This is a genomic window from Brevibacillus brevis NBRC 100599, assembly GCF_000010165.1.
Taxonomy (GTDB): domain Bacteria; phylum Bacillota; class Bacilli; order Brevibacillales; family Brevibacillaceae; genus Brevibacillus; species Brevibacillus brevis_D.
The window spans coordinates 3,439,907-3,462,294 of record NC_012491.1; the positions used below are offsets into that span (position 1 = coordinate 3,439,907).

At 47.9% G+C, this 22,388-nt stretch carries 12 protein-coding genes; 1 reads left to right on the plus strand and 11 read right to left on the minus strand.

Going from position 1 to position 22,388, the window contains the following annotated elements; genetic code table 11:
- Window positions 1–74 precede the first annotated feature (74 nt).
- Complete coding sequence (locus BBR47_RS16355; protein WP_015891536.1) at window positions 75–1,439, minus strand: aspartate aminotransferase family protein; 1,365 nt, start codon at window positions 1,437–1,439, stop codon at window positions 75–77.
- 30 nt (window positions 1,440–1,469) lie between these two features.
- A complete protein-coding gene (locus BBR47_RS16360; protein ID WP_015891537.1) occupies window positions 1,470–2,978 on the minus strand; it encodes a CoA-acylating methylmalonate-semialdehyde dehydrogenase in 1,509 nt (502 codons plus the stop codon).
- 131 nt (window positions 2,979–3,109) lie between these two features.
- Here BBR47_RS16360 and BBR47_RS16365 point away from each other — a divergent pair, with 131 nt between their 5' ends.
- Entirely contained in the window at window positions 3,110–4,744 is a 1,635-nt protein-coding gene (locus BBR47_RS16365) for a PucR family transcriptional regulator (protein WP_015891538.1), read from the plus strand.
- A 49-nt stretch (window positions 4,745–4,793) separates the two neighbouring features.
- On the opposite strand, the gene BBR47_RS16370 is transcribed toward BBR47_RS16365, so the two are convergent.
- The 9 genes from BBR47_RS16370 to BBR47_RS16410 form a co-directional block, all read right to left on the minus strand.
- On the minus strand, window positions 4,794–7,076 hold the full coding sequence (locus BBR47_RS16370) for a S8 family serine peptidase (protein WP_015891539.1): 2,283 nt from the start codon (window positions 7,074–7,076) through the stop codon (window positions 4,794–4,796).
- 94 nt (window positions 7,077–7,170) lie between these two features.
- On the minus strand, window positions 7,171–9,573 hold the full coding sequence (locus tag BBR47_RS16375; protein WP_015891540.1) for an AAA family ATPase: 2,403 nt from the start codon (window positions 9,571–9,573) through the stop codon (window positions 7,171–7,173).
- Window positions 9,574–9,652: 79 nt separating this feature from the next.
- Complete coding sequence (locus tag BBR47_RS16380; RefSeq protein ID WP_015891541.1) at window positions 9,653–10,837, minus strand: MFS transporter; 1,185 nt, start codon at window positions 10,835–10,837, stop codon at window positions 9,653–9,655.
- 86 nt (window positions 10,838–10,923) lie between these two features.
- The gene (locus BBR47_RS16385; protein ID WP_015891542.1) at window positions 10,924–11,391 is read right to left on the minus strand and encodes a MarR family transcriptional regulator; all 468 of its coding nucleotides are present in this window, start codon (window positions 11,389–11,391) and stop codon (window positions 10,924–10,926) included.
- A gap of 130 nt (window positions 11,392–11,521) precedes the next feature.
- Entirely contained in the window at window positions 11,522–11,725 is a 204-nt protein-coding gene (locus BBR47_RS16390) for a hypothetical protein (protein WP_026043127.1), read from the minus strand.
- 176 nt (window positions 11,726–11,901) lie between these two features.
- On the minus strand, window positions 11,902–14,943 hold the full coding sequence (locus BBR47_RS16395) for an efflux RND transporter permease subunit (RefSeq protein WP_015891544.1): 3,042 nt from the start codon (window positions 14,941–14,943) through the stop codon (window positions 11,902–11,904).
- Window positions 14,944–14,946: 3 nt separating this feature from the next.
- Window positions 14,947–16,152, minus strand: a complete 1,206-nt coding sequence (locus tag BBR47_RS16400) for an efflux RND transporter periplasmic adaptor subunit (RefSeq protein ID WP_015891545.1) — start codon at window positions 16,150–16,152, stop codon at window positions 14,947–14,949.
- 94 nt (window positions 16,153–16,246) lie between these two features.
- Window positions 16,247–17,524, minus strand: a complete 1,278-nt coding sequence (locus BBR47_RS16405) for an MFS transporter (RefSeq protein WP_015891546.1) — start codon at window positions 17,522–17,524, stop codon at window positions 16,247–16,249.
- A 135-nt stretch (window positions 17,525–17,659) separates the two neighbouring features.
- On the minus strand, window positions 17,660–22,384 hold the full coding sequence (locus tag BBR47_RS16410) for a non-ribosomal peptide synthetase (RefSeq protein ID WP_015891547.1): 4,725 nt from the start codon (window positions 22,382–22,384) through the stop codon (window positions 17,660–17,662).
- Window positions 22,385–22,388: the final 4 nt, after the last annotated feature.

Sequence of the window (22,388 nt, forward strand, 5' to 3'; positions counted from 1 at the left end):
AGCGGCAGACTAGGATTTTCGCATCTCCTGGCCTGCCGCTGCTTTCATCTATTCGTCTTTTCGTCCAAGCTCGTCTAAGCCAATGTATCAAAGGCTTCCTTCATCACCTGCGAAATAAAATCGATATCATCACTCGTCGTGGTAAACGGTGGCGAGAGTGTTAGCACATTGTTGAAGCTCGGGATGGTGTCGCCATTGCGCCCGATGATTAACCCCCGCTTCTTGCACTCGGTAATCACCTGCGTCAATTTCGCTGGTGCCGCAGGCTCCTTCGTATTACGATCCTCTACCATCTCGATCCCCATCAGGAAGCCGAAGCTGCGAATGTCTCCAACGTATGGATGATCTGCGAGAAACGCCAGCTTGGCACGCAATTCTGCACCGAGTTCCTCGGCTCTCTCCACCAGTTTTTCCTCTTCTAAAATTTCGAGATTTTTCAGGGCAAGTGCACATGCTGCCGGATTGCCGCCGAATGTATTGACATGACGGAAATGCAGATTATTCCCCTGCTCATTGAATTTGTCTGCGATTTCTGCCCGCACAGCCGTTGCGGAAAGTGGCAAGTAGGCGCTCGTAATACCTTTGGCCATAGTCACGATGTCTGGCTTGATTCCGAAATTTTGGTGCCCGAATTTTTGACCGGAGCGACCAAATCCGCAGATGACCTCATCCACGATCATCAACACACCGTACTTATCGCAGATTTCCCGAACTTTTGGCATGTATTCCGGCGAAGGAACGAGGACGCCTCCCCCAGTAATGGTCGGCTCCATGATGACAGCAGCCACTGTCTTCTCGCCTTCCCAATTGATCACTTGATCGTAATATTGGGCGCACTCCAGATTGCATTTGCCGTACGATTTTCCAGCCGGACAGCGATAGCAGTAAGGCGGTGGCACATGAAGGAAGCCAGGCGCTAAAGGCTCGTATTTTTCCTTGCGTATGGATTGACCAGTTGCAGCGAGAGCCCCCATCGTATTCCCGTGGTAAGCGCGATGGCGCGAAATGAATTTGTAGCGGCCAGGCTCCCCGTTCTGGTGATGATATTGACGGGCAATCTTGAATGCGACTTCGTTCGCTTCCGAGCCGCTGTTGGAAAAAAATACGCGATACTCCTCCCCAAGCCATTCGCTGATCTTCTCGGATAGACGAATAGCAGGGACATGGCTTTGTGTGAGTGGAAAATAGGCCAATTGCTTCAACTGCTCGTAAGCGGCGTCTGCAAGCTCCTGTCGGCCATAGCCAACGTTGACGCACCACAAGCCAGACATCCCATCCAGGTATCGATTCCCATCGATATCGGTGATCCACGATCCGCTCGCTTCCGTTACGATCATCGGATTTGGGTTGTAGGGGGACATATGGTGCCACATATGCGAACGGTCTGCATCCAGCAAGCTTTCTTTATCAAAATCTTTCGTCACCTGTCCTTGCTCCATCGCACAATCCTCCTTCTTTTTCGCAAGCAGTTATTTTACAAAAACTTTTTGCGAGCCTATGCTGGTATCGCCATCTTCGAACCATCTGGATGTGACCGTTTTTTTCTTCGTGAAAAAGAGAACCCCATCTTTTCCATTTGCATGCAAATCACCGTAAAAGGACTGTTTCCAGCCCGAGAAAGCAAAGAAGCCCATCGGAGCAGGCACCCCTACATTGACACCGACCATCCCCGCTTCCACTTGTTGAACGAATTCTCTTCCCCATTTTCCGTTGTTCGTATAGATGGTCGCGCCATTGCCAAAACGGGAGCGACTGATCGTCTCCAAGCCCTCTTCAAAGTCCTTTACACGCATGACACTCAAGACAGGCGCGAAAATCTCGTCGCGGACAATGACCATTTCGGCATCTGCCTTGTCAAAAATCGTTGGCCCGAGGAAGTAGCCATCCGGCAACTTTTGCGCTTCCTCACGACCATCGCGAACCAGAGCGGCACCAGACGCGACACCTTTTTCGATATAGTCATGTACTTTAGACAAGTGCGAATCACGGATGACAGGACCGAGGTCGATGCCCTCCTCCAAACCATTCCCCATCGCGAGAGCATTCGCTTCCTCGATCAGATGCGCGATCAGCTCGTCGGCAATCTCCTCGACAGCTACTACAGCGCTGGCTGCCATACACCGCTCTCCTGCACAGCCGAATGCGGAGCTCGTAATTGTTTTTGCCGCCCGCTTCAAATCCGTGTCTGGCATGACCAAATGATGATTTTTCGCCCCTGCCAATGCTTGCACGCGCTTCCCGTTCGTCGCTGCTGTCTTGTACACGTATTCTGCAACCGGTTGCGAGCCGACAAATGAGATCGCTTTTACGTCCGGATGCTCCAACAGACCATTGACGACATCATGCGCTCCGTTTACCACATTGAATACACCGTCTGGCAGCCCTGCTTCCTTTAGCAGTTCGGCAATTCGAATCGAAGACAGCGGCGTTCGCTCCGAAGGCTTCAGGATAAACGTATTTCCTGCGGTAATCGCAATCGGGTACATCCACATCGGGACCATCACAGGGAAGTTAAACGGTGTAATCCCGCCGACTACCCCCAATGGAAAGCGGATCACCTGACTGTCGATGCTGTTTGCGATATTAGGCAATGTTTCTCCCATCATCAGCGTCGGCATCCCACAAGCGAACTCTACCATTTCCAGCCCACGCAATAGCTCTGCTTGTGCCTCAGGGAGATTTTTGCCGTTCTCCATGGTGATCATCCGGGCCAGTTCATCCTCGTGCTTGACGAGAAGACTATGAAAACGAAACATAATGCGCGCGCGATCCACGACAGGGGTAGCACTCCAGCTCACAAATGCTTCCTTTGCAGCAGCAACAGCCTTGTCCACATCTTCTCTCGTCGACAGTGGTACGCGTGACAACAATTCTCCTGTTGCCGGATTCGGTACATCCTCAAAACGTGTCGTCAGTGAATCTACCCACTGGCCCCCGATGTAGTTTTTCAACGGATTTCCAACGATAGCTGTGTTCATCCCTTCAACTCCTCACGATCAATTAATTGACAATTTCATTTTATCCAAAAATAACGCCTGTCAGCACTAGACAAAACGTAACGCATTCCGTAGGGTTAATCTTACATAGTGCAAATGAAGAGGTGATCCTGATGAGCAACGATTTGCGTCTGACCATTGCAGAAATCATCAAGCGTCCTTTGTTTCAACATGCCCAAGTGGTGGCGGGGCATCGTGGTCTGTCCCGTCCTGTTCGCTGGGTTCACGTCTTGGAGACTGCTGATACGGGACAGTTTTTAAATGGCGGTGAGCTGATCCTGTCAACCGGACTAGGATTTGGCGAAGAAAAGGAAAAGCGACTTGCCTATTTAACAGAGCTGATTCGGCGAAAAGCAGTCGGGCTGTGCATCGAGCTGGGACGTTACATCCCGTCCATCCCTGAAGATATGCTCGAGCTGGCGAACCACCACCAGTTTCCGTTGCTCGTCTTTCAACGGCCTGTCCGCTTTGTGGACATCACGCAAGATTTGCACGAGCATTTGATCCATGCGCAGATGCAAGCACTCCGCAATCTCGAAGCCTACTCTCGCAGTTTGCAACAGCTCAGCCTGCAGGCAGCGGGCATACTCAAGCTATTGCAGCATTTTCAGGTGGCGGTTCAGACGCAGGTCTTCTATTACGCCCCAGATGGCTCGACACAATTTGCTCCGGTGGTTCCGCATGATGTTGCAGTGGAAATGAGCGATTTAATGCGGTCCCATTTTTCCGAACTGGATAGTAGTGAAGCTGGCGTCCGCTTTCTTTCTCTATCTACGACCAGGCAGCTTGCCTATCAACCCGTGATGGCAATGGGGCACGTGCTCGCTTATGTCGGCATTGTTTTGTATGAACGCAGTCCAGATGAGTATTTGCTCTTGACCTTAGACAATACGGTCAGTGCGATGGCCCAAATTTTAATGCGGAAAATGTTTGTGGAGGAACAGGCACTTGCTACGGAAAACCGTCTGTTTGATGATTTGATTGCCAATCGCTCCATACCAGAGGAACAAATGCGTTCCTTGCTCGGTATCACAGGCAACAGTAAAGCAACTGGCTATCACATGATTATTTTATCGTTTGAGAAGCCGAAGAACCTGGCCGAGGATTCCCTTCCACCGCACGATCTGACGGCTATCTTCCGTTCACTATTGACTCGTCATCACTTTCGTCCTTTCATACGCTGCATGGGCCATCGGTTTTACTTTTTGCTGATCGAACAACGACCGCTTGCAGATTCCCGTCGCACCCTGGAAAAAGCCTTTCGCGAGGTCAAAAGGATCATGACGCAAATGCTAGGCGCGGATGTTCCCATACGAATGGGCGTCAGTCGAGCCGGAAAACGGTTGTCAGACGCTGGGCGGCACCTCGCGGAGGCGGAACAGGCACTGGCTTTTTGTCAGGAATCATCCAGTCCGTTTTTCGCTGATCTAGGATTGTTCCGACTCCTGTTCCACGTACCTAGTGAGCCTGTGCTAAAGACCTTCATCAGCGATTACCTCGGCCCGCTGTTAGCCCATGACCAAGCACATGGCTCCTCGCTCGTTCATACGCTGCGTGTCTATTTGGATAGTAACCTGTCCAAGCAGGAAGCTGCGGAAAAACTGTTCATTCATCGTCAAACGCTCTATCATCGCTTGGAAAAAATCGAAGAAATTCTCGGTGAGGATTACACGGCAACCCAAAACAGAATTTGCCTGGAAATCGCCATGCGTGCACAGGAGTGGTTAAGCAAAGAAGAACAACACTAAAAAGACACAACCTATCATCTGTTCAGAAGACGAAGGTTGTGTCTTTGATTTATTTTCCCGGCTTATTCATATACATGCGATAATTCGCTTCTTTGCCTTCCGTTAGCACAACCCGGATTTTGTACAGACCAGTTTGTTCGATATTCACCGTTAGTTGCTCAGGATTGCTGGACGTTGTGGCAGAAGCAAGCTCTTTTGAACGACTGTTATACACGTACAAATCGACATCTGCATCCTCATTCCAGTCTACGGACAATTCCAAATCCCCAGGCTTATTGACACGAATGGAATAATCCATGTATTTCTGCTTCTTCGTCAGCTTTCCTGTTCGGAAAGGCTTCTGTTCAACCGGTGGCTTTTCCTTTTCCTCTTCCTCTCCCTCTTCATCGGCCTTTTGCCATTTTCCCGTAGTTGCGAGCGCATACGGCTGAGGTCCTTTCGGGATGTTATAACCTTCGACCGTCACGGTGTAGGTTCCCTGTTCCGGCTCGGTAATCCATACTTGCTCGACGTTGTTGAGGTTGTCCACTTCGTCGTTGTACGGTGCCTCAAAAAAGTCGTTGCCGTTCAGCTTTTCTCCACTCGGTGTCGTCACTTTCAGATTCAAATCGTTGACGAGTGCACGCTTTGCGACAATGGCAGCGGGATAATCCGTCCACGCAAGCGTAATTGCTAACGGCTTGGAATCATCTGAGACCTTGACCTTATACGTAACTTTTTCACGCGTGCGAATGCCGTCCTTCTCGTCCTTGTAGCTCGTTTCAATCGCATTTGCCAGATTGGCTCGTCCGAAGCCTTGCTCTCGCATATCTTCATCCAAGTTGTCTGCACTCGTCAACAGCATGGCTTTTACTAATGCACCACTCGGGTTTTTTTCCCCTTCTTCCTGCAAAAATTCCCGGATTTGTGCCACACCGCCCGCTAAAATTGGCGTAGCCATGCTCGTGCCGTTCATATACGCGTACTGTTCGTTAAAACGCTTGTAGAAATTTTTGCTCGGTGCCAGTGAAGACCGCGTGGACAAGATCGCTGTACCGGGCGCGACAATATCCGGTTTCAAACGCCCGTCGCCTGTTAATCCACGACTACTCGATACCCACACGTCGTCCGCTTTATCGGAGTTCTTCCCCAAGTTGGGACGAACATTTTCCGTAGCGCCAACGGCAATGACGTTTTTAGCCGTGGCTGGGCTCCCAATCGTTTTATAACCCTTCTCGCCTTCGTTTCCAGCCGCAACAAGCACCGTCATATCTGGATGCTCCCATAAAAAGCGATCAAACAGTAGCGATGACAGGCTGTACTCTCCCTTATCATTCGCCCCCCATGAATTGGAGTGAATGCGGGCTCCCTCTTCGTATGCTTCCTGCAAAATGGTCTCGACATCCGTTTCGAGCTTTCCTTTCGCATTCTCTATGGAATGAAATACGACCTTGGCACCTGGTGCCGTTCCTTTATACTGTCCATTTGATGCTGCTCCTGTGCCTACAATGGAGCCGGCTACATGCGTACCATGACCGTGGACATCACTCGCATCATTCGGTCGGCCAAGTGAAATGAGTTTCTCAATTTGGCCTTTAAAATCTGGATGCATCGTTTGGAGCTTTCCTGTATCAAGTCCGGTATCAGCGCCTCCGACAATTTGTCCCTTGCCTGTGTACCCTGTCGAGGCCAGCTTGTCCGAATGAATGATGGTAGCTGCCACATCATTGTGCAACTTGTTTTCTGGCACGGGGACAACCGCAATGACATCATCTGATTCGATCACTTGTTCAATCGTTTCCTGATCCATCTTAGCGATTGAAATATGCGGAGCATCCTCTGGTGTTTGAATATCTCGTATATCTTGATCCTCCGTCATTTTCGTCATCGTTCGATACATGTCCACCCGTTGATTGAAACCGATGACGGCAACCTCGACCCGCTCTCTGTTGCCTCCTTCAAAGCGAAGCTCGGACGATACCTTTGACTTCGGCGTATAAGCCATAACCTCTTCGACAAAGGACAGCTCCTCGACTTCCTTTCTTACCTGTTCATTTTCCAATTTTGCGATGAATGCATAATCCGGTATGTAATCACCAAGCGTGACGCCGAGATTTTCCAGTTCTTCTTTCCACTCCTCACGAACAGGACCAGATAACTGAATAACGACGAGCTCAGACTCTCTCTTCTTCGACGAAAGCTTGTCCAATGCAAGACCCTTATCCGCTTCGATCTGGATGTTGCCCCGACGCTCTCCCTCTTGCTTGGCATCCGCCGGAATGCCCTCCAGAGAAAGTGTCAGAACAAGTGTCGTGCATAAAGCTGCCTGCCATTTTTTTCGCAAACCAAACACCCCTCCCCCATGGCATATGAAAACCATTTCTATCCATTATAAGAGAAAGGGTGAATTGTCAAAAGAGTAAGAAGGCATAGACATGGGACAAAAACTAATTTTTTGCCCCATTTTCTTCTACTGTCCACTGTAATAGCGGTTGAAAATCGGCCCATGCCAACTGCATCAGCATTTCCTGATTCCATTCCTGCTTCGGAATATCCATCAGTCGTACAGCCTGGTTTTGGATCGCCTCTTGCAACAGGTTATGGCTAAAACGACCGTTGCCATTCAATCGATGATCACTGACTGCTTTTTCCAAAGACTGTGAGATCTTTTCCAGCACGGTCTTCTCAATCGCATACCCCACCTCACATGCAGCCTGTTCAAGAATGTGCACGAGTTCCTTCACGGTGTAGTCTGGGAACGCAATGTATTTTTTAAAACGCGACAAAAGTCCAGGGTTGCTCATCATTAACGTATTCATTTCGAGAGGGTAGCCTGCGAGGACCACGACCAGATTCTCTTCGTGTTTGGTCATCTCCTCTACGAGCGTATCAACCGCTTCCTGCCCAAAATCTCGCTCTCCTCCGCCCAGCAGCGAATACGCTTCATCGATAAACAAGACGCCACCCAACGCTTCGCGAACTTTTCGTCGTGTAAGCGCTGCGGTCTGTCCGACATACCCCGCTACCAAGTCGGCTCTACTCGCTGTAACAAGATGACCGCGTTTCAAATAGCCGATTTCTTGTAAAATCTTCGCATACAGCTGTGCCACTGTCGTCTTCCCTGTTCCTGGATTTCCAGTAAAGACGGCATGCAGTTCAATCGGACTTTTCGGCAAGCCTCTAGCTTCGCGTTCTTGCTGGACAGACACATACGCAGCGATTTTTTTCAGCTCCGTCTTCACTTGAGCAAGACCAATCAACGCTTGCAGTCGAGCTTCCGCATTTCTTTCTGTTTGCGGCGGATCGAAGCCACGTACATCCTCGGGTTTCAGAATCGTAAAGTCATCCCATTTCAGTTCCTTACCGTCTGTCTCGCGCCCTTTGGCAAAGATCGCATCGAGTACGATATTAGTGACTGCCCGTGCATTGCCAAACGTCTCGTCTACTTGCGCTTTTTCAATGCGCTGACCCAACGTAATTTTTGCCGCCTCTGTCAGAGTAAAATCGTTCCGTCCGGCTACTTCCTCTGCGATTTGTACCAGTTCGTCCGCCTGATAGTCCGGCAGCAAAAAGTGGCCCGTCTCTGGAAAACGGCTATTTAGTCCAGGATTGGCGTACAAAAAATGACGCATTTCTTCCGGATAGCCCGCCAGCATTACGACGAAGCGTCCTGCATACTCGCCGCTTGTCATAGCAGATACAAGGGTGTCAATCGCCACTTGTCCGTAATCACTGCCAGAGCTATCCGGGCGCTTCAAGCTGTATGCCTCATCGATAAACAGAACGCCGCCGTCTGCCTGCTTGATCGCATCCATGACGCGCTGCTCTGTCTGTCCCACGTAAGCCCCGACCAACTGAGAACGATCTACCTCGATGAGCTGTCCTTTTGCCAACAACCCGAGCTCTTGATACAGCTTGGCGATCAAGCGAGCCAAAGTCGTCTTCCCCGTGCCTGGGTTCCCCATCAGTACGAGATGTAAGGGGAGCTGGTCTTTCATATGCCAGCCCTTTTCTTCACGCAGCTGGCGATATTGCAGAAATTGCGCCAACTGCCGAACCCGCTGTTTGATCTCGTCCAAGCCGATCAACTGCTCCAATTGCTCTAACGCACTCAAATCTTGCTGAGGCGCTTTTTCGCGATCTTCTATCCTTTCGTTCCTTTGCGGCAGAAGGTTTTCTTTCTGGTCTTGCTGGTTCGTTAAAGCGCGAATCGTTTCTTGCAATTGGACAAGCATTTCACTCGAGTAAAAGACCCCGGATAAAGACGCTCCATACGCTTGAACACGTTCTTGCAATTGTACTAATAAATTTTGTCGTTCTGTGTATAACAGCACGAGGCCAGCAGCCGTAGCTTCCGCCTCCGAATCGTTCCACTGTTGCGCTGCCAGTAGCGTCTCCTCCGCAAGAGCGCGCCACTTCGTGATTTCCGCCAGCTCATTGGTTGCTTGCTCCGCCAGCACTTCAACTGTTCTCCTGCGCATGACGACATTATCTGTTTCACGCACAGATTTGAATTCAGTGAGAAAGACATGCGATCGCAACTGAGAAAAATACAACTCGAGCTTAACCTCTCTCGCGTAGCGATAATCAGGGGCTAGTTGAAGCGCACGATCGACCCATTCAGCTGCAAGTGTATGGCCTCCTGTTTTATGCATTCGCAAAGCAGACATCCGCGTCAGCACCATCGCCTCAGCCAAATCAAGCTCTTCGTCTGGATGTTCGAGGCGTTGCTGTTCGAGCATTTGCAGGAATGTAAGGCATTCGCCTTCGGTTAATGACTGGATGCTAGACGGATTTTCGCTAATACCTGCAATCAGTACCCTCGGGTCCCGTTCTTCTTGATGCTGCATCTTTTGATTGCTCCTCCCGCTCCATTGTTTCATCCCTGTTGTAGCATATTTAGCCGAACATGAAAAGTCTGTCCGAACATTAGAGCTTCGCTTGCATGTTCAATGTGGTTCTTCTCACCTTTTGCTGTGCGAATAAGGTCGCCAAAGCAATGAGGATACCAGCCATCCCAAAATCAAGCCAGACCCCTCCCCATTCTAACAGCATCGCACCTACAACCGGACCTGCAGCCATCCCTGTATAGCGGATGAAATTATACACACCAATGGACGTTGCACGCTCTGCTTCAAATTCTTCGGATAGCAAAATTGTATGTGCAGGCATACCTACACCTAAGGTTAAGGCAAACAGCGTACTTGTTAGTACAAGCAGGAGAAAAGAAACATCCGCCGCAGTCATAAAAAGAAACATCGCCAAAGCATTTGAACCGGTCGTCACCAGTAATGTTTTACGTGCTCCCCATCGATTTTGCAAGACAGCAGACAGCTTGCTACTGATAATAAAGACGACTGACACGAGCAAGAAAACCAAACCGATTATTTCAACGGAGACTGCGTAATGGTTCGTCAATTGGACAGGGAGAAAAAGCAGGAAGCAATAATAGGCGTACATTTGGCTAAAACCGATCAAAATGACAGATGCTCCGACTGGGTGGAGCAAAATATTACGGAAAGACCCTCGTGTAAAGCCGCCTGATGATGTAGCTTGAGCCTTTTTGGTTTCGGGTAACCATATCGCATTGATGCCGACGAGAAAGACTGCACAAATCGCCAAAAACAAAAAGACCGCAGAATGTCCGCCGATACCGCCAATCCAGCCTCCTAACAGTGGACCAAGTGCCGGACTGAGCGCAAGCAGCATCTGATAAGTACCCATCGCAGATGCACGTTGGACTCCTGTAAATATATCTCCAATAATCGTTGCGGCTACGATCGGAATGGCAGCAAAGCCAGCCCCTTGTAAAGCTCGGAAAAATAGTAATCCATAAATAGAATCGACCAGATAGCATCCGATTGACGCGATCGTAAATAGGATCAGGGCAGGTATCATGACACGTTTCCGGCCGAACCGATCGATAAATGGTCCGTAGATGATTTGCATAATCGCAAGCATGACGGTAAAGATTGAAACGGTCCAGTTAATCATGGCTGCACTCGTCTGAAACTCTTTTTGCATGGCTGGTAAAATAGGCATGAACAAATTTTGCGCGAACATACCTAGCATAAGTGTTATCCCAAGTAGGTACAGTACTTTTTTTGGATTCATAGTTACTCTCCTCTTATCTCTTTAACATTGTGTCCTTGGAAACAATTTTCGTAAAAAAAATAATGAACACCCGTTGTATGTTTCTCCTAATCTTCTGTTGCTTCTCTTATGACCTCATCCAAAAATGCCAATTCATCGGGAGTATACCTATCCAAGAATCGGTACACATCATTCTCCAGGCGTTGATGGTAGTGTTCGTGAATCTCGTTTACCATCTCCCCTACTGATGTCAGCCTGAAAAAAACTTCCTTCTGATTGTCTTCGAGCTGATAGCGCTCGAGTAATCCTTTCTTCAAAAGTTTGACTGTTATTTTGGATATCGCACTCTTAGTTACCCCAATATGCTGTGCAATTGTCGTAACATTGACTCGATCTTTTCCCCCTACCTCTTGAAGGACGTGGAGCTCTGTTACGGATAACCTTCCAACTTTATCATAATCAGGTACACTGTTTTTGATCTGGCGCAATAGCAATTCTTCACGTAGCTTGCTGCGCTCCTCCTGCTTATGTAGGAAGGTGATCCATCGATTCCAAAGCTTTTTTTTAGGGTCCAATGCAGCATCAGCTCCTTATCTATTTCGACTTTTGTTTCCGCGGAAACAAAATAACCTTATCATGAGACTTCCTTTTACGCAAGAAAAAACCGCAGCCCTGCATTCGCAAGCTGCGTTCCGAGACCAATCTCTATCCATTTAGATTGCCCAGTTCCTTATCGGCACTGAAATGAGCACGGGCTGCCTCAAACACTTCACTTTCCGATCCGGCCGAGATTTTGAAACTCGATACCACTTTTTTGCCACATCGTACTTGTACGTTGTACTGTGAATCCCCATCATATGTTGACTCGAAATGATAATCCTCACCATTGACCTGAATGGTTCGTTCCATGGTTACACCTCCCACCTTAGTGTGACCAAGCAACATGGCAATCATCCAATATTTTGTTACAAAGAAATCGTTGTGTTTCACCCTTGGTCGACTCACCTGTCGTCATGCTATTCGGCTCTATGAAGTGGTTACAGGGCACAACGCTGGTTCGCCAGCGCCGTGCCCCGTTTTCCTTTTTACATATCAGCAATGCGAGTTGCTTTTTTTCGCGCTACTCTCTTTTCGCGAATCCCCTCAAAGATCGAATAAAGAACAGGAACCAATACAAGCGTTACGAGCGTGTGAAAAATCAATCCCGCAATTACCCCGGTAGCAAGCGGCGCCTCTAGTTCCGCTCCTTCCGCAACAGCGAGTCCCATCGGCAGCATACCGAGGATCGCTGTCAGTTTGGTCATGATTACCGGACGAACACGATCTCGCGTGCCCTGTACAATCGCTTCGTCCAATCCCATCCCCCGTGAGCGGAGCAGATTGATTCTGTCAATTAACAGAATCGCATTGGAAACAACAATTCCTACCAGCATGATGAGCCCAATCATCGCCATCTCACCAAAAGTTCGCTGCGTGACCACGAATCCGAGAATGACTCCCACCAAGGCCATTGGCAACGACAGCATGATAATAAACGGCTGAGATAGCCTCCCAAACTGTGCCACCATAATCACATAAATAAGGGAGATGACCGCTATCAAAACGAGAATTCCTTGCGTAAAGGTGTTATTCTGTTCCTTCAAATCACCAGCGATCTCGATCTTGTATCCAGCAGGCATTTCCACTGTACCCAGCTTCTCATTTATTTGTCTGCCCACCGTACCAATATCTGTGCCCAACAGTTCTGCGGATACCGTGATGATTTGTTCTCCTTTTTCATGTTTGATCGTAATCGGCGATTTGCTGAAATGAAAATCAACCAGCTGGTGTAACGGCACCTGCGTGCCTGTTTCTGTTCGTATCATGATCTGCTGGAGCTGGTCAGGATGTGTCACCCATGTCTCTGGAAATCTGGCAACAATCGAAGTTTCGATACCATTTTGACTGATTGTGGATAGGGGCTGCTCCCCAAGCAGCATGCTGATTTGGCTGTCCAAGGAATCGGAGTCAACCTGTAATTGAGACATTGCCTCCTGCTTCGGTGTAAGCGTTACTTTTTCCTTCCCTCTTTCGAAGTCATTCCGAATGTTGACTACACCAGGGATGCTCGCCAGCATTTCTTCTACTTTTGCGAAAATCGCCCGCGAAACCTCCAAATCTTCGCCCGCAACCTGCAACTCAATGGGTGCAGATTTACCTGAGAATCCAAATGTCATACTCGTTTGTTCCACACCGTCAATCGCATTCAAGCGACCGTTTACTTCTTGCATAAATTCTTCTTTCTCTTGAGTTCGTTGCGACTTGGTCACTAATGTAATATTTAACTCCACTGTCTCTTTCTTTGCCGTAAAAAAGACTTGATTCACATCGGACAGCTCTCTTAACGTCTTTTCCGCTTCAACTGCTGCTGTTCGCGCCTGTTCCAAGCTAGTGCCATCCGGCATTGTTAACGTCGCAAAAATTTGATTCTCATTGGCATTCAAGCCGTTTCCTATTTTAATCAAAGGGAAGAGACTCAAGGCCCCTACAAAAACTCCAAGAGCGACCAGCAATGTGAGAACTCGATGACGAAGGGTTAACGACAGTAATCGCTGGAAAAGAGAAACAATGCGATTTTTCCCTTCTTCGCTAGGGGTCTGCAACTGTTTATCATGTTGGAGAAAACGCTCTGAAAAAATCGGAACAAACAGAAAAGCTGCAATCGTTGACGCAAGAATGGTAGAGGTAACGGTAAACGCAATGGTATGAAGAATAGGCTTCAGCCACTGTTCAAAATCCGCGACCACTAGCGGTAAAAACACAACAATCAAGGTTAATTGGGAAGCAAATACAGGTGCTATCACCTCTTTTGAGCCCTGAACGATGGCCTGTCTCAGCTGCATTCCTTTTTCTCTCAAATGATAAATACTCTCCAGAACAACGATCGCGGCGTCAACAATCAATCCGATCGACAAGCTCAGTGATATCAATACCACCATGTCAATGTTATATCCGGCTGCTTTCAGTGCGATGAACGTCATCAGGATAGAGAGAGGCAGCGTCGTTGCGATGACCATTGTCACACGCCAATTTCGCAGGAATACCCAGAGCACGAGGATTGCCAATATTCCCCCAATGACAACATCTCGACTCAAATTGGTGATCGCTTTTTTAATAAAGGAGACGGATTCAAACATGACTCTTAGCTCATAGCTTCCACCCGCTTCCTCATTGATTTGCCTCACAACTTCCTCGACTTTCTTCTGTGTGGTGATGAGGTCACTCCCTGCAGCGCGCTTTACACTCATTTGTACAAAGAGGTTTCCTTCTGTCATGGAAATAGCGTCCTTCACGCTTCCACGCAAGTCACTCACCGATGCCAGTTGTTCGAGTGCAACCTTGCCCTTGGGTGTCTTGATCAAAACGCTTTTGAACTCTTCTACATTCTTTAAGCTGTTGTCAATCATCACAACCGTGTCGAACCCGGGATTTTCCAATATCCCCACGGCTTTTTTCCAATTCGTACCCTGTAGCTGACCAACAACATCTGCTGGTGTCGTTCGATAGGTAGTAAGCCGTTCAGGTCGAAATGTTATCGCAACCTTATTTTCAAAACCGTCCTCGGATACGACCACTTCCTTCACACCCGGGACGGATTCTATTCGATCCTTAATGGTCGTTTTTAGCAAGGTGAGCATGGTCTGTGTATCGGCACCCACTATTGCGTAGTCGATTAAGTCCTCGTCACCTAAATTCGTTTGCGTGACGGTTACGGTATCCACTACTTTGGGAAATTCGTTGCGTAGCCGATTCACAATATTTTGGGTCTCTTGCTTGACCTTTTCACCTTCCCCATCCTCAGCAAGGATCGAGATTCCAGAAAACCCCGTCCCTGTTTTTGATGAGAAGTTTTTAATCCCAGCTACAGATTTCAATTCCTGCTCTATTTTTTTCGTGACTTTTTCCACCATCTCTTCAGGCGGCAGCGCTCCTCCTGAAATATTCACTTCTATCCAAGGCAAATTCGTTTTCGGTACGAGCTCCACATGGAAAGAAAAGAGAGCACCGATTCCCGTAAGCACGATGAGGAATGTACACAAATAGAGAATCACTTTTCGTTTCAGCAAAAAGAGAATGACCTTGTCCATCGGTTACTCCCCTTTCACCGTAACGACTTCTCCTTCGGCGTAGTACGTTATGCCGGAGATTAGGATTTGATTGCCTGACTGTAAACCCGATAAAATCTCAACGTTATTTCCAATAATTTGCCCAACTTCCACGTCGCGTCTCTTGAGTACACCATTCTCGACAACCATGACGAAGCGCTGTGTTTCTTTAATGCCCACGCTTTGGACGGGTACGAGCATCCCGTTTACTTTGCGTGACATCTCTACAGTCGCGACCATCCCCTCGATCAACACGTTGTCTTTATTGGAAACAGCTATCTCTACTAGATACTTCCCCGTTTCCTCGTTGAGAACGGGCGAGATAAATGTTATGGTCCCTGTTATTTTAGCCTTTCCCTCCACTGCCACAGGCACCGTGTCCCCTTGCTTGTAGTTTTCCCTCACATCCAATGGGACATCGACCTTTAGCTTCACTTCCGAGCCGTCGACAAGGTGAATGATACTTTGACCAGGCTGAGCAAGACTGCCTGCCTTTTGGGTCACATCGATGACCGTACCACTAAACGGTGCGACGAGTTGCGTTTCTTGAAGGGTTTTCTTTGCGAGCTCTACTTCACTGGCTGCTTGTTTCAGATTGGCATCCGCACTAGCAATCTCGTTGACTTCCGCACCTTTTAGCAGCTTATCCAACGTAATTCGCGCCTCTTGTAGCGAAATCTCGATTTGCTCTTTTTCCGACTGCGCACTGTCCAGCTCACTCTGCGAAATAGCGCCGCCCTTAAACAGCTCCCGGGCTGTCTCCCATTTCCGCTGCGCATCCTTCAAACGCTTTTCCTGGCTGTCCACTGCCAAGCGTTGCTTGCTGATGAGGTCCGCGCTTGCTCCTTGCAACGTTTTTGAACGCAACGCAGATGCACTTTGAACCTGACTTTGTGCCGCTTCCAGCCCTTTTTGATAATAGTTCGTATTTAATGAACTTAATACCTGGCCCTGTGTCACCTTTGCCCCTTTTGTTACGTTCATTCGTTCAATCGTACCAGAAGCCCCAAAGGCTAAGTGGCTCTCCTGTTTGTATTCAACGATAGCAGTAAGAGGGATCGGCAAGGAATCCGTCTGTTTTACCGTGTGCACCTGTACTACCTTTTGTTTCGTTTGCTCCGTCTCCTGTTTCGTTTCGACTCCACATCCCGTGATGAACATCAGTACAACGGTCAAAACGACATAGTGCATACTCTTCACGTAGAGTCCTCCAGTAGTTTTGTCATTGTCTTTTTGAATGAAGCTGACATCCTATTCTCTCTCGTTATCGTTATCGTGACCTTGCTCAAGCAGACTTGTCTGTAGCAACAACCTGTTCTTCTTTTTTCTTAAAGTATTGACTCACTTGCTTGTTCAGATGAGCGATCAAGGCGATCACGAAAATGACGGCACCTGAGGCCAAGACGAGATACGGCCAATAAACGGCCTCCAGTAAAATACCGTACAACCAGATCCCAAACGGTACGGCCACTCCGGTAAAAGTGCCGACCACACCAAACATGCTGGCACGCAAATGCTCAGGCGTGTTCAATTGAACAAAGGTAAAGATCGGGATGTTCCCCATGGAGTTGAAGATGGCGGAGACCAATAAAATCCCGACAAACACGCCCGTAATGATCCACGAGGCGTTACTCGTTTCCGGAACAAAAATCGGAAAGATCCACGACATCAAGAGAATCCCTTGCACTTGAATCAAAAGGAAGATTTTATTCTCAACGTATTTGCTTACCTTTTTCATCGAGACAATAGCCGCTCCGATAATGATCCCAATAAACCAGGAGGACTGAATAAAGGAGAATTGCTCCATCGATACTTTTTCGACTCGATAGGCAATATGCAGCAGCCCCACATACATGAGCGGAGGGAAAATAAAGTTGAGCAAAAGGAAAATCAGGAACAAGTACTTGATAACAACCTGTTCTCGGATATATTGGAAGACTTCCTTGATTGTTTCTGTATAGCTTTGCGTTGTCTCCTGTACTACCTCGGCCTTGCGGAAACGGAGAAACATTTGCAAGATACCTGCTCCGATAAAAGAAAGACCATCAATCAGCAAAATCATTTCCATCCCCATTAAACGATAGGCAATCGCCCCTACCAAAGGACCCGCTACATTGAGAATGGCGCTGATTGCTTGGTAAATAGAGTTCATGCTTCCTACTCTGTCCTCATCTACCAGCTCAGGAATGGATGCTTGCAAAGCGAGATACGTAAAAGCCTGAATGGTACTGATCACGAAGGCGTATCCGACAAACAGCCATAGATTCGTGGGAAACTGGAGGAAAAACAGTAAAAACAAGAGAACGAGCGCACCGCTTAACAGCTCGGTGACAATCATAATCTTTTTCTTGTTGTGTCTATCAATATAGGCACCTGCAAAAATATTAATCAGCACCCCTGGCAAATACGAAAAGCCCAGAACAGTTGCAAATGCAGCAGAAGAACCCGTCACATCCGCAATGTAAAGAGCAAGAGCAAATTTGTATACACCACTACCTAATTCCGTGATGAAACGAGTAAAAGAAAAGAGAAAAATATTTAATCCGTATGTTTGGTTGCCCATCTTAACCTCCCTGAATAGTAATCCCTCTAGGTGACGATTTATTTCGGCAAGATGATCCCGCTACACATCACGGACATAAACCCGGAATAGAGCGGAATCCATCTGCCGATTTTCAATACGATGCCTAGGCCACTCTTAGCGTATGACTAGAGGCATTCCTATCAATTTTTTCGCTTCCTCCTCCAAGATCGCTCGCAGCTTCCGTTCATCCTCTCGATATGGCAAAGCCATAAAAATAGTCATTTTACCCGTGGATGTATAAGAAGCCTCAAAGAGAATTCGCTTTTTCCCTTTTATAAACAGGTGATCGTATTCACTTGGTTGACTCTTGTTCTGCTCACCCAGGAAGTTGCAAATCATAGGTGTCATCTGTAAGGATTGGATGAGTGAGTGATGGGAAAGAGGATAGTTCTCCGTTACGTCTGGATTTTGCACGAGATTGGTGAAATGAATGTTGCTCTCCTTTGCGAGATCCAACCGAACTTTCACATACGTTTCCATCTCATCGAGACTCCACGACGGATCAATATGAAGCGGAATATGATCGATGCACTCGCCAAGCACATCGAAGAAATGGTTCCCCATAAAAGATCTGCCAAAGTTCATTAGAAAGATGGGAGCCTTTTGGACTCCATAACTTCTTTCACAAAATCTGGCTAAAAGAGCAATCGGAATCCGCGCATTTTCTATCTCCTGTGGGTTATCCATATCCAGTTCGCAGGTAACAATCGTGTATCCGTCCAAAGCGGATGAAGATGGAAGCTGTCTTTCGATGGACAAAAGACTATTTTCAAATCCGTGAAGATCAAATTCGTCCATAATCTGCTGATCCTCGATTCCGACTGGACCCTTCGTGATTTGCCGGACAAAGTCCCAATACGTATTCCGACCATTTTCCGGGAGTTCTGTGCCATTCTCCAAAGCTTCGTAATACAGGTTCAAGTCGTTTTGCAGAACCTCACTGCTAATAAAATCAAAAATGAGATGCGACGCGGGGAATATGAACGAGTACTCCTTCTCGCTCTCTTTCAGCAAGATCACTTTGTATGACAAAGAGCCGATCGAATCATCCTGCTTGTAAAAATATTCGCTCTGTAAAAGATGGCGCACCGCTTCTTTTCTTTCTTCCGAATCGCCCGATACATCAACAACAGGGAGCGCAATTTCACTAGGGCAAGGATATTCCTTCCAATATGGCTCTTCTCCCTCAAAAGCCAGCGTGCATCGCAGCAAATGATGCCGCTCTAAGACGTTAAGAAAGGCCTTTTCCAGCGTCCTAGAATCGATCATCCGCTCAAAGCGAATCTCTGTTCCAGAAATGTCCTTTTCCTGTACATGATAGCGCTGTGAGGGTGACAGCGGCTGTCTGATAAAGGTCTGCTGATTGATGATCGCCTCCGAATAACGAAGGAGCTGCTGATCAAGGTCGTTGACCAAGCGCTCCTGCCAGGACAACGATTCCTCCTCATCAAACATAGCCTCTTGGGAAAGCTTCTTCTCTTTTTCCCATGCTTTTTGCCCGAAATCCAGATATTGAATGGTGTGCGGCTGAATCGCAGGATCACAAGATCTACGCAATAAGGACAGGATTTCTTGGTGTTTGTCCCGCGCATTTTCCTCCACGTACAGAACAGCTCGGTGCATGCTGCCGAACGGCACCTCTACATAGTTGCTTCGTACTTGGAAATGGGCGTAGATCAAGGTTTCTAGCTCATTTTTATCGTGCGCTTTTGTGGTACGAATCCGGTTTACGGTATCTACATATCCTGCTAGCGCTCTGACCGTATCGTATTGGAAGATCGTTTGAATCTTCACTTCTATGCCTTCCTTATGCAGTCGCGCTACCAGTTGGATCGCTTTGATAGAATGCCCGCCCAGATCATAAAAATGGTCATCCACACTGATTTCCTGGAGGTCGAGCACTTCTTTCCAGATTTCCGCCAGCTTCATCTCTTGCTCTGTAACAGGTGGATTCAGTTGTTTACCCGCCTCCCTGATCATGACAGGCTCAGGTAATGCTTTCCGATCTATTTTTCCATTCGGTGTTACAGGCATTCTCTCAAGGACGTGGATATACGTTGGTACCATATAGGCCGGAAGGGTAGACAAAAGCTCCTGACGCAAATCTCTGTTCCACTCAGGCTGCTCCCAGACCAGATAAGCGATCAGGTTGGCTTCTCCTCCCTGCTCTTTTTTGGCCAACACGACCGCTTCCTTCACTCCTGTCTGGGATTGGATCACGTTTTCAACCTCATCAAGCTCGATACGGAAACCGCGTATCTTGACCTGGTTGTCCATTCGCCCCAAATATTCCAGACTTCCATCCGCAAGCCATTTCACCATATCTCCCGTCTTGTAGAGCCTTGAACCAGAAGTAAACGGATCTGCCAAAAATTTCTCGTTCGTCAATTCCTCTCGATTGATGTAGCCATCAGCGACGCTAATGCCCGCAATCGCTAACTCACCTGGAATTCCCTCAGGCTGCAAATGACCATGCGGATCTAACACGTATACTTTTGTGTTGGCGATGGGCTTTCCGATTGGAACTTGCTGTGGCAGCTCTTCTTGCCCTTCATACGTCCAAGTCGTTGCACAAATGGTTGTTTCGGTTGGACCGTATGCGTTGATGTATCGGCAATGCGCGCTCCATTTATGCACGAGCTCCCAGTTTGTTGCGGAACCTGCGGTGATTAACGTTTGCAATTTCGGGAAATTTTCCGGCTCCAAATACGTCACGAATGTAGGGGGGAGCGTCGCGACCGTTACTTCATGCCGCAGTAAATACTCACTGAAAGCCTGCGAATCGAGTGCGACCTCTTTTGAAACAATAACCAATCTCGCCCCCGTCAATACCCCCATCGTAAACTCCCAGACAGAGGCATCAAAGGAGATGCTGGCAAACTGCAGCACTCTGTCATTTTTGGTGATGCCGAGATCGTTGATGAAAAACTGCTGGAGGTTGGCGATTCCAACGTGATGTAGCCTTACCCCTTTTGGCTTCCCCGTTGACCCGGAGGTATAGATGACGTAGGCCAGGTCACTGGAACGATGAAGGGTCTGTACATCAGATGTAACGTCGGTGTATATGCTCCTATCATCAAGATTGATCAACATTGTTGCAGGGAGAATACGCTCTGCGTACGCTACCGTCGGATCATGGACCAAAACAATGCTGGCACCGCTATCTTCGATCATATAGCTGATCCGTTCGCTCGGATGGTCGGTGCTAATTGGGAGAAAGGCACCGCCCGCTTTTAAAACGGCCAAGATGGCGAGGCTGTATGCGGTAGAGCGCTCCACCATCACACCAACAACGCTGCCTGGTTTTACCCCTTTCTCACGCAGCACGTGAGCCAGCGCATCGGACTTGTCATCTAATTCTTGATACGTGTAGCTGCCATCCTGATCGACCACGGCAATCTGATGCGGTCCCTTTTTGACCTGTTCCTTAAATAGCTGGTCAATCGTTCGCGTTTGATCAACCAGCATCTCCGTGTCATTCCATTGTTGCAGAATGAGAGCCTGCTCCTCGTCCGTGACCATTTGCATGTTTGCAATCGGCTGGTCAGGATTGCGGACGAGACTTTGAATCAGCTGATTCAAATGCGCTCGTACTTTTTGCAGGTAGGCATCACTGTAGGCAAGTGCGTTATAAATAAAGTGAATTTCTAATTCCTTCCCGGGAATAATGCACAAGTTGAAGTCGTAGCTGGTTTGCTCATATCCTTGGACATCCGTGATTCCGAATAAACCGCCTTTTCCATCTTCGTCGGATGCCTCCTCCGTCAATGGATAGTTCTCAAAAACCATCAGATGCTGAATCAGGTTTTGTTTTAATGTGGTTTCGGACTGAATATCCGCCAGAGACATGTATTGGTAGCTGCTTGTGGCTGTGAAGAATTGTTGCACCTGCCCGAGCAACTCCGAAAATGTCTGTTTACCTTCACTGCGAATCCGCATGGGGATCGTATTGACAAACAGCCCAACCATTTCTTCTACGCCAACGAGCTCAGAGGGACGGCCTGAAACGACTGATCCGAAGACAACATCATTGGCATAGTTGTATCGTTGCAGCAACAATCCCCAAAGGGAATGAAAGACGATGCTCAGTGTCACATCATTTGATCTCGCTATTTGCTCCAAACGGGCAGTCGTTTCCCGATCAATGCGGAACACGATCGCTTCTCGTTGGTACCCTTTACCGGTTGAAATATATTCAACCGGTAAAGGAGATTGCTGATCAAATCCATCCAGACTATCTCGCCAGAACGAGAGTCCTTCTTGTTTATTTTGCTTGCCAAGCCAAGTGACATAGCTACTGAAGGAATACGGTGGCGCCAGCTCAGCCTTCTTATTTTGAAGATACGAGCGATAGATATGGAAAAAGTCTTTTGCGACAATCCCCAAGCACCAGCCATCCATAATAATATGGTGGAAGCTCCACACCATCTTGTATTTCGACTCACTCAATTTCATAACGGTCATCCGAAACAACAGATCTTTCTCCAGATCAAATCTTTTGCTCCGATCCCGTACAAGAAATTGCTCCACAAATGCTTCTTGTTCATTCTGAGTCAGGTCAGAGATGTCCTCGATCTGAATAGCTGCTTCTCTTTGCTTCAACACGATTTGCAGCGGCTTTTTACTATCTTTATAGTGAAAGACTGTTCGCAGGATATCGAATCTTTCGACCAGGTCGCGAAAGCTCTGATCAAGGAGATCAAGCCGCAACGACTCCTCCATCGTAATCACCGTTTGTTCGAAGTGAACCTCTGATTCAGGATGAAGGATAAAGTGATATAGCATGCCTTCTTGCATTGGTGTCAAGCGGTATATATTTTTAATTTGAACACCATTCAAACCT